The organism is Prolixibacter denitrificans (genome assembly GCF_003014495.1).
In the GTDB taxonomy this organism is placed as follows: Bacteria; Bacteroidota; Bacteroidia; order Bacteroidales; family Prolixibacteraceae; genus Prolixibacter; species Prolixibacter denitrificans.
Genome location: NZ_PYGC01000001.1, coordinates 470,265 through 483,745, shown reverse-complemented (window position 1 = coordinate 483,745; position 13,481 = coordinate 470,265). Strand labels below are relative to the sequence as shown.

The window sequence follows — 13,481 nt, the reverse complement described above, 5'->3', positions numbered from 1 at the left end:
GAACGATACCATGACAAAACCAACTTCCTTAGGTCGGGTGGCTGCTATTGATATTCTGCGTGCCCTGACCATGTATTTCATGATTTTTGTAAACGATTTGTGGTCTTTGAAAGGTGTTCCCAAATGGTTGGAACATGCCTCTGCTACCGAAGATTATCTCGGATTCTCGGATATCATATTTCCACTTTTTCTTTTTATCGTTGGACTGAGTATTCCGTTCGCGGTAGCGAATCGCCGGAAGAAAGGAGATTCGACCGGGAAAATTGTCTGGCACATATTCATTCGTTCAGTGTCCCTCATTTTGATGGGATTCTATATGATGAATCTCGAAGAAATAGCTGGTAACCGTGTAATTGTCGGCCGTTTTGGTTGGGAACTGTTAATGGGAGCTGGCATTATGTTGATTTGGCTTAACTGGAAGCGAACCGGTTTATCGAAACGAACCGTGTATGTAATGCAGGGAATAGGTGTTGCTATTTTCATTTTTCTGGCGGCCATTTATCACGGAGGTGAAAACGGTGAGTCATGGATGCAGGTTCATTGGTGGGGAATTTTAGGTCTGATTGGTTGGGCTTACCTGTTGAACGCATTGCTTTATGTCGCTTCCCGCGGAAATCTTTGGTTCGTTATTGCCGGTTGGATGTTTTTCAACTTACTGAATATCGCCGATCTTGCCGGGTGGACTTCCGGATGGGCGTTTCTCAGGAGTGTTGCCGGTCCGTTTGTAACGGGTTCTAATCCGGCCCTAACGGCAGGAGGATTGGTTGCCGCCGTTGTTTTGCGGAAGTTGATGTCATCGGGAAAAGAAAAGTTATTCTACATGTGGATGACGATACTCGGTGTTGTGGCTTTTGTATATGGTTTCAGCTTAAAGCCTGAATGGGGTATTTCAAAAATTCAGGCGACACCGGCATGGGTCGGTATCTGCTCGGGAATGGGGTTTGCGCTGTTCGGATTGCTGTATTTCGTTGCCGATAAAAAAGGAAAAACCAACTGGGCCAATATAATCCGACCGGCTGGAACAGCCACTTTAACGGCGTACCTGTTACCTTATTTTATTTATCCGATACGAAGCATTTTGGGCCTAGTGCTGCCAATTGCCCTGAGGACTGGTTTCGTCGGCATCCTGAAATCGTTGATTTTTGCACTTTTGGTTGTGATGTTAACCGGATGGTTGGAAAAGAACAAAATAAAGCTGAAGCTGTAATAAAAAAGCCCGGCTGAATTCAGCCGGGCTTCATTTTCATATGAAAATCGTTTAGTCTTCGATGATGACAATTTTTTCAATGACATCGCCAGGACGAATATCATCGATAACATCAAGACCTTCGTACACTTTACCGAAACAGGTATGTTGGCGATCGAGATGTTGTGTATTTTGCCGGTTGTGACAAATGAAGAATTGCGAACCACCGGTGTCGCGGCCGGCATGAGCCATCGACAATACACCGCGATCGTGGTATTGGTTGTTCCCGTTCAGTTCACATTTGATTTTGTAGCCTGGTCCTCCGGTACCATCGCCAATGGGGCAACCACCCTGAATAACGAAATCCGGGATCACACGGTGGAAAGTCAGTCCGTCATAAAATCCTTCTTTCGACAGCTTGATGAAATTAGCCACGGTGTTTGGCGCATCCTCTTCGTAAAAATTTACTTTCATTACCCCTTTCTCGGTATGAATCTCAGCACGTTTTGTCATAATATCTTTAATTTTTGATCACAAAAATACAATCTTTTTATTCAGTTAACCGTATCGCAAAGAATGTACACCTGGCTATTCGATGCGCAGGTTGTATTTCCCGAGCAACCCGGCAAGTCCAAAATGCGAGAACCTTGCCTGATTCAGTTTATTTCGTTCCGGATCGATGGAGTAATGGTGCGCGCTCCGGAAATCAGCGTTGGTTAAATCAGTGAAGTCAAATACAGCATTCGTCAAATCAGATTCCCGGAAGGAGGCGTTGGATAAGTCACTTTCCGAGAAATTGGCTTCAACCAGTGAACATTCCTCAAATGAGGTTTCCTTGAGTTTCATTTGATAAAATCCGGCGTAATCGAGCTGGCATTTCGAGAATTTTACGCTGAGCAGGAAAGAATTGCAAGAATTAAAATCGATGCCAATTAGCTTACAATTTCTGAATGAAACCGTCTTCAGGCCGGTATTGGTTAATTTGACCAGGCTGAGATTGCAATTTTCAAAAAAGCAGTCGTTGAAATCGCTGTTCGAAAGATTGGCTTCCGAAAGATTACAGTTCCTGAATGTACAATCGTAATACTCTTCTCCACCGATGGTTTGCCGGCTATAATCGATGCCGTCGAACACTTGATTGTCATGCTCCGCTTCTTTCATCTCTTCACGATTTAAAATCACATGAAGGTACAACAAATCCGGTGTTGGGAGTTGTTTCCGAATGAAAAAAAGAATGATTGGTTTTTACCCGTGGAGCGAAATACTTTCCAGCCGTTCTTTGTCGACGATGTCAATCTCTTTCCCGAAGATCCGAATGATTTTATCTTTTTTAAATTCAGAAAGCGTGCGGATGACATTTTCGGTGGTCATGCCGATGTATTCAGCAATCTCCTTTCTGGAAATGGGTAATTCGAAGTCGTCTCGTTCATAAACCTTGTTGGCGAAAAACAAAAGAACGTAGGCAACCCTGCCGTGAAGGTGTTTTTGTTTTATTTCCAAATTGTCCAGGATGATTCGATCGGTCGCTTCGCTGACGCGCGTCATCAAATCGAGGGTGAAAACACCGTTTTCACGGGCAATTTCTTTCACTTGTTCGAGATCGAGTTCGCAGGTTGTCGAATCTTCGATGGCAGTAACCGTATAATGGTAACTTTCCGATGAGAAAACACTCAGCAGGCTGACAAAATCAAATGGTTTGGCAAAACTGATAATCTGCTCTTTGTCGTCGCCAGTTGTTCTTGAAAGCTTGACCAATCCCTCTTTGAGATAAAGAAAATTCTTGATGGGATCCCCTTCACGGAGGATCACATCGCCTTTTTCGTAGTTGTGTTCAACTTTCTGAGTGCAGATTGAACGAATCTCATTCTTTGTAATGTGTCTGAAAAACAGCGTTTTGAGATGACATCGTTCACAGGTGCATTCAAAGGTGCTCATATTTATTTTCCCTGATTATTTAGGACTGTAAGGTATTAAAAAGATATGATAAATATTAGCTGATGATAATTGTCACACGACATTTTTAAAATAACATGAGGAGGGTAGGTATTTTCGCTTCTGAGATTTTTAATGATGTTCTAAACCCAGTAACGATGAAACGCATATTAATATTAGGAGCGGGTACTGCTGGCACAATGATGGCCAACAAGCTGAGAAAAGTCCTCGACAGGGATGAGTGGGAGATTACCATTGTTGATAAGCACCGCACTCACTATTATCAACCAGGTTTTTTGTTTATTCCTTTTGGGATTTACAATAAGCAGGATGTTGTCAAACCGAAAGCCGATTTTATTCCACCGGGCGTAAAAATGGTTTTTTCCGAAGTCGACAAAGTCGAAGCGGAAGAAAGTAAAGTTCGCCTGGCTGATGGAAGCGTTTTATTATATGACTACCTTATTATTGCAACCGGTACAGAAACCCGTCCGGACCAAACTCCGGGATTGGTAGACAAATTGTGGAGAAAAGAAATTTTTGATTTCTACACAGTTGATGGCGCTGTCGAGTTGCAGAAATTCTTTAAGCAGTGGGAAGGTGGAAAACTGGTTCTGGCCATTACTGAGCTGCCATACAAATGTCCGGTTGCCCCAATCGAGTTTGTTTGTCTGGCCGATGCTTACTTCACCGAAAAAGGAATTCGTGACAAAGTCGACATTACCTTTGTAACACCTCTGGCCGGAGCATTCACCAAGCCGATTGCTACCAAGATGTTGAGTGAGTTATTGGCAGAGAAAAATATCAAGGTTGTTCCGGATTTTTATCTCGAAAAAGTCGATAACGAGAAAAAAGCCATTGTATCATACGACGAGCAGGAAATTCCTTTCGATGTATTAACCATTGTTCCGATGAACATGGGGAATTCGGTTATCGAACGAAGTGGCCTGGGCGATGATATGAATTATGTTCCTACCGATAAACACACTTTGCGGTCGGAGAAATACGAGAATATATTTGTGTTGGGTGATGCAGCCAATCTGCCTACATCAAAAGCTGGTAGTGTGGCTCACTTTGCTGCCGAGATACTTTTCGAGAACCTGATGAGCGCTATCGAAGGTCGCCCGTTGATGGCCAAATTTGATGGACACGCCAACTGTTACATCGAAACCGGTTTCGGAAAAGGTGCACTCATCGATTTCAACTACGATACCGAACCACTTCCGGGTACATTCCCGTTGCCGGGAATCGGGCCGTTTGGTTTGCTGAAAAATACCAAGATTAATCACTACGGAAAAGTAATGTTCCGCTGGATGTACTGGCATATTCTCCTTCGCGGGAAAGAGTTGCCCATCGATCCGTTAATGACGATGGCTGGTAAGAAAATGATAAAATAAGGAGAACCATGGACGATAAAGCACTACAAGTTCAAATTTCGGAACTGAATGCGAAAGTTGATCTGTTGTTGGAGCACGTGAACGAACAGCGGCTCAAAACCAATCAGCTGGAAGATTTGGTATCTGATATTTCCATCGTGGGAAAGGATGTGTACGATACGGCCGTGGTGGAACTGGAAAACCGTCAGGTAGAACTTGATCCCGAACAGTTAAAAGGAATGGGATTGCGGTTGCTGCGTAACATCGGGAATTTCCGCGATTTACTTATCACGTTCGAGAGCATGGCCGATTTGGTTAAGGATGTTACTCCTATCGTGAATGAAACCATCATGGATTTCACCGATAAGCTCGATGAGTTTGACCGGAAAGGGTATTTCGAATTTCTGCGCGAAAGCGGAAATGTATTGGACAAAGTTATCACCAAAGTTTCAGTTGAAGATTTGAAACAATTGGGCGAGAACGTTGAGCCGATGCTGGAAATGCTGAAGGCTTTGGGCCGTCCCGAAGTGATTCAGGGTATGAAGAATGCGACCCAGGCTCTGGCCGAAACCAGCAATCAGAAAGTTCCTGAGGTATCTGTCTTCCGCATGATGCGCGAACTCAATAAACCTGAGATGAAAAAGGCACTTGGGTTTATGGTAACATTTATGAAGAATTTTTCTACTCAATAATTATAGTTAATAAATCAATAAAAAAACAATAGAACAATGGCTGAGAAAAATTATGCAGGCAAAACAGTTGAAGTGAGTGACGAAGGTTATTTCGTGAATCCGGCTGACTGGAATGAAGAGATTGCCAAGGAGATGGCAGCGGAAGTTGGAATTGAGCTGACAGATAAGCACCTGGAGGTATTGAAATATCTTCGTGAACAATTTGAAACCGGAGAGGCCTTGACTATTCGCAAGGTCGGTAAGTCGGGTATTGTCGATATTAAAGGACTCTATCAACTGTTTCCTGGTGGTCCGTTAAAGATTTCATCGAAGCTGGCCGGTATACCGAAACCTACCAGTTGTGTTTAACCAATTAATTCCTTGAATGATGAGTGAACATGCAGAAACACCCCTGAAAAAGGTACTGGTTATTTGTGCCAAGGGATCATTGGAAGATGTATACGCTGCATTGGTAATGGCCAATGGAGCTGTGATGGAAGGTATTGAAGCAAAACTGTTTTTCACCTTCTTCGGGCTCGATGGAATTACCAAAAAGCGAATGAATAAATTACATACCGCTACATTGGGTAATCCGGCTATGCGGATGCCGGGAGGTTTACAGTTCCCGTCGTTGCTGGGCGTATTGCCAGGAGTAGAGAGTGGTGTATCGTCGATGATGCGCAAAGAAATGGATGCGCTCGATATGCCGCCGGTTGATGAGTTTTTGGAGATGATTACAGCCGGTGGAGGCGAAGTGTTTGCCTGCAAGCTGGCCGTAGATATGTTCAAACTCAAGAAGGAGGATTTGAGCGATGAGGTAAAAGATATCATTACCATTGGTCAATTCTATGAAATGGCTGGTGGGGAAAATACCCAAATCATCTTTACCTGATTTGGCTCTGGCCTTAATTTAGGCTTTTAGACATTTAAACATTTGGAAAGGGAGAGTGGAAGCGTCCATCTCCCTTTCTTTTTTTAGCCATGACTCATGGATGTGTGGGTTTTTCTACCCTCGTCCGGAGACGTAAACCGGAGGAACTCGACGGGGGCACCGTTTTCTTCAATCATAGCTACCAATATGCCTTCCGAAGGACTGTTGGGTTCCACTATAATATTTCGTCCTTTCAATGCCTCGTCCATATCGTGTACCACAAACGCAACGTGAGGTACCGTTTTGACGAGTTCCGGCATCGGTGAATCATCTTCAAAACGCATCCATTCAATTCCGAATTCACTCGATTCGTAACCGGAATGAAAGAATTTTAGTCCTTCATGATAGACTTCATTTTCCTTTTTCTCTTTTGTGGGAATGCCAAGGTGATGATATCGAAACTCGAATGTTTTCATAAAATGAGTATTTATAGGTTTGGTTGAACTGGTATTTTGCTCTATTCTTCTGACAGTGTTTTTGCCAGGAGGTACCCAAGAATGTCTTTCTCCGATTCGTTGAGATTTTTGGTTAGCTGGCTGATTACTTCTGCCTGAACAGATTCGTGTAGCCGAATTAATTTTTTGCCAGCTCCGGTTAAATGCAAATGGAAAGCCCTTTTATCCTTTTTCGACGGAACTTTCTTTATCACGTTCTTTTTTGCCAGTTTTTCAACTAGCGCAGTTGTCGTTGGTTTGGTGATAGATAACTCTTCGGCCAAAACCGAAGGCAGGGGATGTTTTAGTTTGTCGATTTTTCTGAGGCAACTTAGCTGATGCTGGGTGAGGTCACCCAGTTCGGATTGCTGCCTGGCTTGTTCTTCGATTTGTTTTGCGCGGGATAGGAAATGATTGATTGTTTCTTCCAGTGTCATAGCTATTCGGTTTACATATAAAGTTAGTGAGATAGAACTAAACATGAAATACGTTGAGGTGATTTTCCGTTCGGCAGTAGACAACTGATTTGGGGCATTGTCAATTTGTTTTTAAACAAACAGGCAGATAACAAATAGTCTGATTAACCTGCCTGCTTTTGATAACGATGGGATTAAAAAGGTCCGGTTCGATGTCCAAAATGTGAACGCTTGTCCGATATTTCGGAAACGGGATTGTTTTTGTTTTCGGATATTCTATGCTTAAATCGATGATTTTCCGAAAAGCGGATTCAGTCCGCAACAGGAAAAAAATGTACCTTAGGCATTCAAAAAACAAAATTACATCATGGATTATATTAATAAATATATCGACGAGAACAAGGAGCGGTTCCTCGAAGAACTGTTCGAGCTGATTAGTATTCCATCTATCAGTTCCATCGCTCAGCACAAGCCTGACATGTACAAAGCGGCCGAGTACTGGAAAAAGCTGATGCTGGATGCAGGTGCTGACAAAGCAGAAGTATTCGAAACGGATGGTAATCCCGTTACCTACGGAGAAAAGATTATCGACCCGGCCAAACCAACCGTATTGGTTTATGGTCACATGGATGTAATGCCGGTCGATCCGATCGAAAAATGGAATACCGATCCATTTAAAGCAGAAATCAAAGACGGAAAAATATGGGCCCGCGGAGCTGAAGATAATAAAGGACAATCGTTCATGCACGCCAAAGCTTTTGAGCTCATGGTAAAGAACAACACCCTTCCTTGCAATGTGAAGTTCATGATTGAGGGAGAAGAAGAGGTGGGTTCCCCTAATCTGGGCAAATTCTGTGAAGAGAATAAAGAGATGCTGAAAGCCGATATTATCCTGGTTTCGGATACCAGCATGATTGCCCGTGATATTCCTTCGATTACGACCGGTTTGCGTGGCTTGGCTTACTGGCAGGTGGAAGTGACCGGCCCCAACCGCGACTTACACTCCGGACTGTTTGGCGGAGCTGTAGCCAATCCGATTAATGTTCTGAGTAAGATGATTGCGGGTATGATTGACGAGAACAATCGTGTCACCATTCCGGGGTTCTATGACGATGTTTTGGAGGTTTCGGATGAAGAACGGGCCAAGCTGGCGGAAGCTCCCTTCGATGAAGAGGAGTATAAAAAATCAATCGGAGTAAAAGAACTTGATGGTGAAACCGGTTTTTCGACCAATGAAAGGACAGGAATTCGCCCATCGTTCGATTTATGCGGTATCTGGGGTGGTTATACTGGAGAAGGAGCAAAAACGGTTCTACCGTCCAAAGCATACGCGAAAATCAGCAGCCGTTTGGTTCCGAATCAGGATCATGAAAAGATGGCGGTTGTATTTAAAGAATATTTCGAATCCATTGCTCCCGATACGGTAACCGTTGAGGTGACCCCGTTGCACGGAGGTAAAGCTTATGTTTGCCCGATTGATTTGCCTGCATACCGTGCAGCCGAAAAAGCCTGTGAGGATGTATTTGGTCGTACACCGGTACCTGTACGCAGTGGAGGTAGTATTCCGATTATTTCGACGTTTGAGGAGATTTTAGGAATTAAAACCATCCTGATGGGATTTGGCCTGGAGTCGGATGCGATCCATTCGCCCAACGAAAACTTCCCATTGGAAAACTTCTATAATGGAATTAGGACTATTCCACTTTTCTATAAATATTTTGCAGAAGGTGAAAAGTAGAAGAAGATGACTACATAGCATTACTCAAACAATTATCCAAAAGGGGAATACAGTCTTTGTATTCCCCTTTTTTGTTAAAACAATACAAAAACTATTGGTGAAAAAGGTTAAATGATAACATTTGATTACGGAAATTGCTGAAAATACGATGATTTGAAAATGAATTTCGGCTTCTGGAAATCGAAAAACATCTTTTTGATTAAAAAAATGGTAAAAATTGCAGATATATGTCAAAAAACGAGGGGGAATATTAAGAAATTGTGAAAATGAAACACAAAATAGTCGCAAAAAGCAAGGATGTATGTCAAAAAAATTACTTTTGATTTTGAAATATAGAAAATCATTCACAAATATCCCTGAATAACTATGGCGACATTTAGATTTAAAGCCCTCGAGACACTTCTGGAAAGAAAACCTGTTTGTGTCCCCCGTGAAGCAAATCTCACTTCCGATTATTACGGAAAATTAGTTTTCGATCGGGAGAAGATGAAAAAGTATTTGTCTAAAGAAGGCTACAAAGCCGTGACCGATGCGATTGATAAGGGTACGACCATCGATCGTAAATCGGCTGATTTGGTAGCTGTAGGCATGAAAGCATGGGCACTTGAAAATGGTGCAACTCACTACACTCACTGGTTTCATCCGTTGACCGATGGTACTGCAGAGAAACATGATGCTTTTATCGAGTATTCGGAATTGGGTGGCGTTGTTGAGAATTTCTCAGGAAAATTACTGGCTCAGCAGGAACCTGATGCATCTTCTTTCCCAAGTGGTGGTTTGAGGAATACTTTTGAAGCACGTGGTTATACGGCATGGGATGTTTCGTCTCCGGCATTTATTGTTGGAACGACTCTGTGTATTCCTACTGTATTTATTTCATATACCGGTGAAGCTCTTGACTACAAAGCACCGTTGCTGAAGGCGCTTAACGCTGTCGATAAAGCTGCTGTTGCTGTTTGTCAGTATTTCGATAAAAACGTTTCCAAAGTACAGGCTAACCTGGGGTGGGAGCAGGAGTATTTCCTGATCGACGAGGCATTGTATAATGCACGTCCTGACCTGATTTTGACTGGTCGTACGTTGATGGGACACTCATCTTCTAAAGATCAACAGTTGGATGACCACTATTTCGGTTCCATTCCGGAGAGGGTTTCTTACTTCATGCGTGATCTGGAAAACGAGGCGTATAAATTGGGTATCCCGGTGAAAACCCGTCACAACGAGGTCGCTCCGAATCAGTTCGAGGTAGCTCCGATTTTCGAGGAAGTGAACCTGGCGAACGATCACAACCAGCTCATCATGGATACCATGAGCCGCATTGCGCGTCACCACGGTTTCCGTGTCCTCCTTCATGAAAAACCATTTGCCGGAATTAACGGTTCCGGAAAACATAACAACTGGTCGCTTTCAACGGATACCGGTGTAAACCTGTATTCTCCCGGAAAGAATCCGAAAGCAAATATGCAGTTCCTGACTTTTGTTGTCAATACGTTGAAAACGCTGCATGATAACCAGGATTTGCTCCGTGCATCGATTCTGACAGCAGCTAATGCTCACCGTCTGGGTGCAAACGAAGCTCCGCCGGCTATTATCTCTGCTTTCCTCGGTACCGAAGTGAACAGGATGCTGGATTACCTGGAAGAAGCAGTGGTTGACCGGAAAATGACTCCGGACGAAAAAACGGCGTTGAAACTGGATATTGGTCGTATTCCGGAGATTCTGCTCGATAATACTGACCGTAACCGGACTTCACCTTTTGCTTTCACCGGAAACCGTTTTGAGTTCCGCGCGGTAGGTTCTTCAGCTAACTGTGCTTCCGCGATGATTGCACTGAATACAGCTTTGGCAAAACAGCTGACTGTGTTCAAGAAGGATGTGGATGTCATCATCGAAAGCGGAGTGAAGAAAGACGAAGCTATCTTCCAGGTGTTGAAAAAATACATTGTTGAATGTAAAGACATCCGTTTTGATGGTAACGGTTACAGCGAAGAGTGGGTCGAAGAAGCAGCTCGTCGTGGTTTGACCAACGTGAAAAATGTGCCGGAAGCACTGGACGCTTACCTGTCGGATAAAGTGGTTAACCTTTTCGGTGAAATGGGAATTTATACACCGAAGGAGCTGGAGGGCCGTACCGAAGTTGAATTCGAGAAATTCACCAAGAAGATTCAGATTGAAGCACGTGTGTTGGGTGATTTGGCTATTAACCACATCGTTCCTACTGCGATTCGCTATCAAACTGCATTGATCGAGAATGTTCAGGGATTGAAGGATCTTTTCCCTGCCAGCGAATTTGAAAAACTGGCTGGTGCCCGTTTGGACATGATTCGTACCATTTCAGGACATATTTCGAACATTAAGGCTAAAGTGTCTGAAATGATTGAAACCCGTAAGGTGGCTAACGCTATCGAAAGCGAGCGTGAAAAAGCTTATGCTTACGATAAAACAGTTCGTCCGTTCCTCGATGATATCCGTTATCACATCGATAAACTGGAATTAATTGTTGATGACGAATTGTGGCCGCTGCCTAAGTATCGTGAATTACTTTTTGCAAGATAATTTTACAAGGACAAATTCCATTTAGATTAGATTTGAAAAGCCGTTTTCTTTTGGGAAAACGGCTTTCTTTTATCTCAGATGTTATCAAATAGCCGCAAGGGTTTTACGTTAGCCGGAAAAGGTCTAAATTTACGGCTCATAATTCCTAATCGATGAAGTCTAAGTCCTCAATCTTTGTTTTAATATCGGTATTGATGTTGACTCTTGTGCTGGGTGGTTGCAAGGCCTCCGGGAAATTGTCGAAATCGAATAAATCCTATGAAATTGGGGAATATTATCGCTCCATCGAACAGTACCGGAAAACCTACCGAAAAACCAAAAATCGGGCAGTAAAGGCCGAAATACAATTCCGGATTGCAGAAGCCTACAAGTACATTGGCGAATACAAGCGGGCAGCTACTTTCTACAAAACAGCCATTGTTCGTGGTTATTCCGATCCGATTGTTTTTTTACATTACGCCGATGTGTTGCGGGCCGACCAGGAGTATGATGAGGCGATTGCCAATTACCAGAAGTATCTCAAAACAAGCCCGGGCGATCAGCATGCATTAAATGGTATCGCGTCGTGTGACCGAACGCCGAAATGGTTGGATAATCCAACCCGGTTCCAGATAGAAGATCTTAAATCGCTGAACTCGAAAGCGAGCGATTATGCCGGTGTTTATCCCGGTGGTCACGAAAATCAGATTGTGTTTACTTCTTCGCGCGAAGGCGCAACCGGTCGCCGTGATAGCCCGATTACGGGACAATTGTATGGCGACATTTTTCACTCCTACTACGACAAGCAAAAAGGCCGCTGGGAAAAACCAACATTGATTGATGAAAATCTGACGGTGGACACCGGCGATGATGAAGGAGCAGCTTCTTTCGATTCCCGTGGCACAACGATGTACTTTACCCGGTGCCGTTATGACAAAACGAAGTCGATGGGGGCCGAAATATATACGAGTTCCGAAACCGGTGGGACTTGGTCAGATCCGGTACGAGTGGAATTGGGCGGCGATAGTTTGTTGATTGCTCATCCATCGTTGTCAGCGGATGGGCGGACGCTCTATTTTGTTTCGGATATGCCCGGTGGTTTTGGTGGAAAAGATATTTGGAAAGCCGAAGGAGCTCCAGGTGCCTGGGGAAAACCTGTGAATTTGGGACCTGCCATCAATACACCTGGTAACGAAATGTTCCCTTTCATTCGCGATAACGGGGAGTTGTATTTTTCTTCCGATTTTCGCGTCGGGATGGGCGGTCTCGATATTTTTAAGGCCGTTAAGAACGACAAAGGTCAATGGGAAGTCGAGAATATGAAGTCGCCTATCAATTCGCCCGGTGACGATTTTGCCATTTATTTTATTCCCGGAGAAGATCGGGGATTATTTACGACGAATAGGAAAGGAACCCGCGGTGATGACATTTTCTCGTTTGTGCTTCCGCCGAAGATTTTCGAAATCGATGGCAATGTAGTTGATAAGGAAACCGGTAACCGATTGAAGAACGCGACCATCCGTTTAATTGGTACCGACGGAACGATGTTGCGGCTGAATGCCGATAACGGGAAATTCAAATTCCGGCTCAATCCGGAAACGGAGTACGTGGTGGCTGCCTTCAAGAAAGGCTACCTCAATGCCAAAGCCAATGAAACGACCATTGGTTTGAAGGATAGTAAAACATTTGATGTTAGTTTGGCACTTACTCCGACTGATGCTCCCATCCGGGTCGACAACATCTATTTCGATTTCGGGAAATGGGATCTGTTACCGGCATCGAAAAATGCGTTGGACAGTTTAGTTCAAATCCTGGTGCAAAATCCAACGGTAACAATCGAGCTCATGGCGCATACAGACTGTCGCGGAGATGCCAAATTCAATTTCGAGCTTTCGCAGAAAAGGGCGGAGTCGGTTGTGAATTACCTGGTGGCGAATGGTATTTCACCGGCGCGGTTGGTGGCAAAAGGCTATGGTGAAACAGCCCCCAAAACGGTCAACCGGAAGTTGGCCCAGAAATACAACTTCCTGAAAAGAGGAGAAGAACTGACCTGCGATTTCATTAACAAATTGCCGACCGAAGAAGAGCAGGAAATTTGTCATCAAATTAATCGTCGCACCGAATTCAGGGTGCTTTCGACGGATTACCGGGAGAAATTTGCGCCGTCACCCAAGGAGTAACAATTCCATAAAGGTGAAAGTCTAAAAAGATATTAATTTTGCGGTTGTTTTTCATCCGGAGGGGATTACCCACTCGGCAAAATCT

Annotated in this window: 13 protein-coding genes; 8 read left to right on the top strand and 5 right to left on the bottom strand. The window is 43.8% G+C overall.

Annotation, left to right across the window (positions count from 1 at the left end; all coding sequences use genetic code 11):
• Positions 1–10 precede the first annotated feature (10 nt).
• Entirely contained in the window at positions 11–1,207 is a 1,197-nt protein-coding gene (locus tag CLV93_RS02160) for a DUF5009 domain-containing protein (protein WP_106540523.1), read from the top strand.
• Between the two features lie 51 nt (positions 1,208–1,258).
• On the opposite strand, the gene CLV93_RS02155 is transcribed toward CLV93_RS02160, so the two are convergent.
• The 3 genes from CLV93_RS02155 to CLV93_RS02145 all read right to left on the bottom strand — a co-directional run bounded on the left by CLV93_RS02155 (position 1,259) and on the right by CLV93_RS02145 (position 3,121).
• Positions 1,259–1,699 (bottom strand): peptidylprolyl isomerase, encoded by a 441-nt coding sequence (locus tag CLV93_RS02155; protein WP_106540522.1) that lies wholly within the window; start codon positions 1,697–1,699, stop codon positions 1,259–1,261.
• A 75-nt stretch (positions 1,700–1,774) separates the two neighbouring features.
• A complete protein-coding gene (locus CLV93_RS02150; RefSeq protein ID WP_106540521.1) occupies positions 1,775–2,347 on the bottom strand; it encodes a pentapeptide repeat-containing protein in 573 nt (190 codons plus the stop codon).
• An 84-nt stretch (positions 2,348–2,431) separates the two neighbouring features.
• Entirely contained in the window at positions 2,432–3,121 is a 690-nt protein-coding gene (locus CLV93_RS02145; RefSeq protein WP_106540520.1) for a Crp/Fnr family transcriptional regulator, read from the bottom strand.
• Positions 3,122–3,276: 155 nt separating this feature from the next.
• Here CLV93_RS02145 and sqr point away from each other — a divergent pair, with 155 nt between their 5' ends.
• The 4 genes from sqr to CLV93_RS02125 are packed head-to-tail and all read left to right on the top strand — an operon-like array spanning position 3,277 to position 6,054.
• Entirely contained in the window at positions 3,277–4,512 is a 1,236-nt protein-coding gene (sqr, locus tag CLV93_RS02140; protein WP_106540519.1) for a type III sulfide quinone reductase, selenoprotein subtype, read from the top strand.
• An 8-nt stretch (positions 4,513–4,520) separates the two neighbouring features.
• Entirely contained in the window at positions 4,521–5,183 is a 663-nt protein-coding gene (locus tag CLV93_RS02135; protein WP_106540518.1) for a helical membrane plugin domain-containing protein, read from the top strand.
• Positions 5,184–5,219: 36 nt separating this feature from the next.
• Complete coding sequence (locus tag CLV93_RS02130; protein ID WP_106540517.1) at positions 5,220–5,531, top strand: TusE/DsrC/DsvC family sulfur relay protein; 312 nt, start codon at positions 5,220–5,222, stop codon at positions 5,529–5,531.
• A gap of 16 nt (positions 5,532–5,547) precedes the next feature.
• On the top strand, positions 5,548–6,054 hold the full coding sequence (locus CLV93_RS02125) for a DsrE/DsrF/DrsH-like family protein (protein ID WP_246187181.1): 507 nt from the start codon (positions 5,548–5,550) through the stop codon (positions 6,052–6,054).
• A gap of 83 nt (positions 6,055–6,137) precedes the next feature.
• Here CLV93_RS02125 and CLV93_RS02120 read toward each other — a convergent pair whose 3' ends face one another.
• Positions 6,138–6,509, bottom strand: coding sequence for a hypothetical protein (locus CLV93_RS02120; RefSeq protein ID WP_106540516.1), 372 nt, complete (start codon positions 6,507–6,509; stop codon positions 6,138–6,140).
• Positions 6,510–6,550: 41 nt separating this feature from the next.
• Positions 6,551–6,964 (bottom strand): MarR family winged helix-turn-helix transcriptional regulator, encoded by a 414-nt coding sequence (locus tag CLV93_RS02115; protein WP_170108842.1) that lies wholly within the window; start codon positions 6,962–6,964, stop codon positions 6,551–6,553.
• A 346-nt stretch (positions 6,965–7,310) separates the two neighbouring features.
• On the opposite strand from CLV93_RS02115, the gene CLV93_RS02110 reads away from it, so the two are divergent.
• From CLV93_RS02110 to porE, 3 genes are all read left to right on the top strand, one after another.
• Positions 7,311–8,681, top strand: coding sequence for a dipeptidase (locus CLV93_RS02110; protein WP_106540514.1), 1,371 nt, complete (start codon positions 7,311–7,313; stop codon positions 8,679–8,681).
• Positions 8,682–9,047: 366 nt separating this feature from the next.
• On the top strand, positions 9,048–11,237 hold the full coding sequence (locus tag CLV93_RS02105; protein ID WP_106540513.1) for a glutamine synthetase III family protein: 2,190 nt from the start codon (positions 9,048–9,050) through the stop codon (positions 11,235–11,237).
• A 152-nt stretch (positions 11,238–11,389) separates the two neighbouring features.
• Entirely contained in the window at positions 11,390–13,396 is a 2,007-nt protein-coding gene (gene porE, locus CLV93_RS02100; RefSeq protein WP_106540512.1) for a PorE family type IX secretion system protein, read from the top strand.
• The last annotated feature ends 85 nt before the right edge of the window (positions 13,397–13,481 follow it).

What these genes read in the sequence shown, in the direction of transcription:
- CLV93_RS02145 (WP_106540520.1), bottom strand. Translation starts at nt 3,121, where the DNA reads ATGAGCACCTTTGAATGCACCTGTGAACGATGTCATCTCAAAACGCTG.
- CLV93_RS02150 (WP_106540521.1), bottom strand. Translation starts at nt 2,347, where the DNA reads ATGAAAGAAGCGGAGCATGACAATCAAGTGTTCGACGGCATCGATTAT.
- CLV93_RS02115 (WP_170108842.1), bottom strand. Translation starts at nt 6,964, where the DNA reads ATGACACTGGAAGAAACAATCAATCATTTCCTATCCCGCGCAAAACAA.
- CLV93_RS02155 (WP_106540522.1), bottom strand. Translation starts at nt 1,699, where the DNA reads ATGACAAAACGTGCTGAGATTCATACCGAGAAAGGGGTAATGAAAGTA.
- CLV93_RS02130 (WP_106540517.1), top strand. Translation starts at nt 5,220, where the DNA reads ATGGCTGAGAAAAATTATGCAGGCAAAACAGTTGAAGTGAGTGACGAA.
- CLV93_RS02110 (WP_106540514.1), top strand. Translation starts at nt 7,311, where the DNA reads ATGGATTATATTAATAAATATATCGACGAGAACAAGGAGCGGTTCCTC.
- CLV93_RS02125 (WP_246187181.1), top strand. Translation starts at nt 5,548, where the DNA reads ATGATGAGTGAACATGCAGAAACACCCCTGAAAAAGGTACTGGTTATT.
- CLV93_RS02135 (WP_106540518.1), top strand. Translation starts at nt 4,521, where the DNA reads ATGGACGATAAAGCACTACAAGTTCAAATTTCGGAACTGAATGCGAAA.
- CLV93_RS02160 (WP_106540523.1), top strand. Translation starts at nt 11, where the DNA reads ATGACAAAACCAACTTCCTTAGGTCGGGTGGCTGCTATTGATATTCTG.
- CLV93_RS02105 (WP_106540513.1), top strand. Translation starts at nt 9,048, where the DNA reads ATGGCGACATTTAGATTTAAAGCCCTCGAGACACTTCTGGAAAGAAAA.
- sqr (WP_106540519.1), top strand. Translation starts at nt 3,277, where the DNA reads ATGAAACGCATATTAATATTAGGAGCGGGTACTGCTGGCACAATGATG.
- porE (WP_106540512.1), top strand. Translation starts at nt 11,390, where the DNA reads ATGAAGTCTAAGTCCTCAATCTTTGTTTTAATATCGGTATTGATGTTG.
- CLV93_RS02120 (WP_106540516.1), bottom strand. Translation starts at nt 6,509, where the DNA reads ATGAAAACATTCGAGTTTCGATATCATCACCTTGGCATTCCCACAAAA.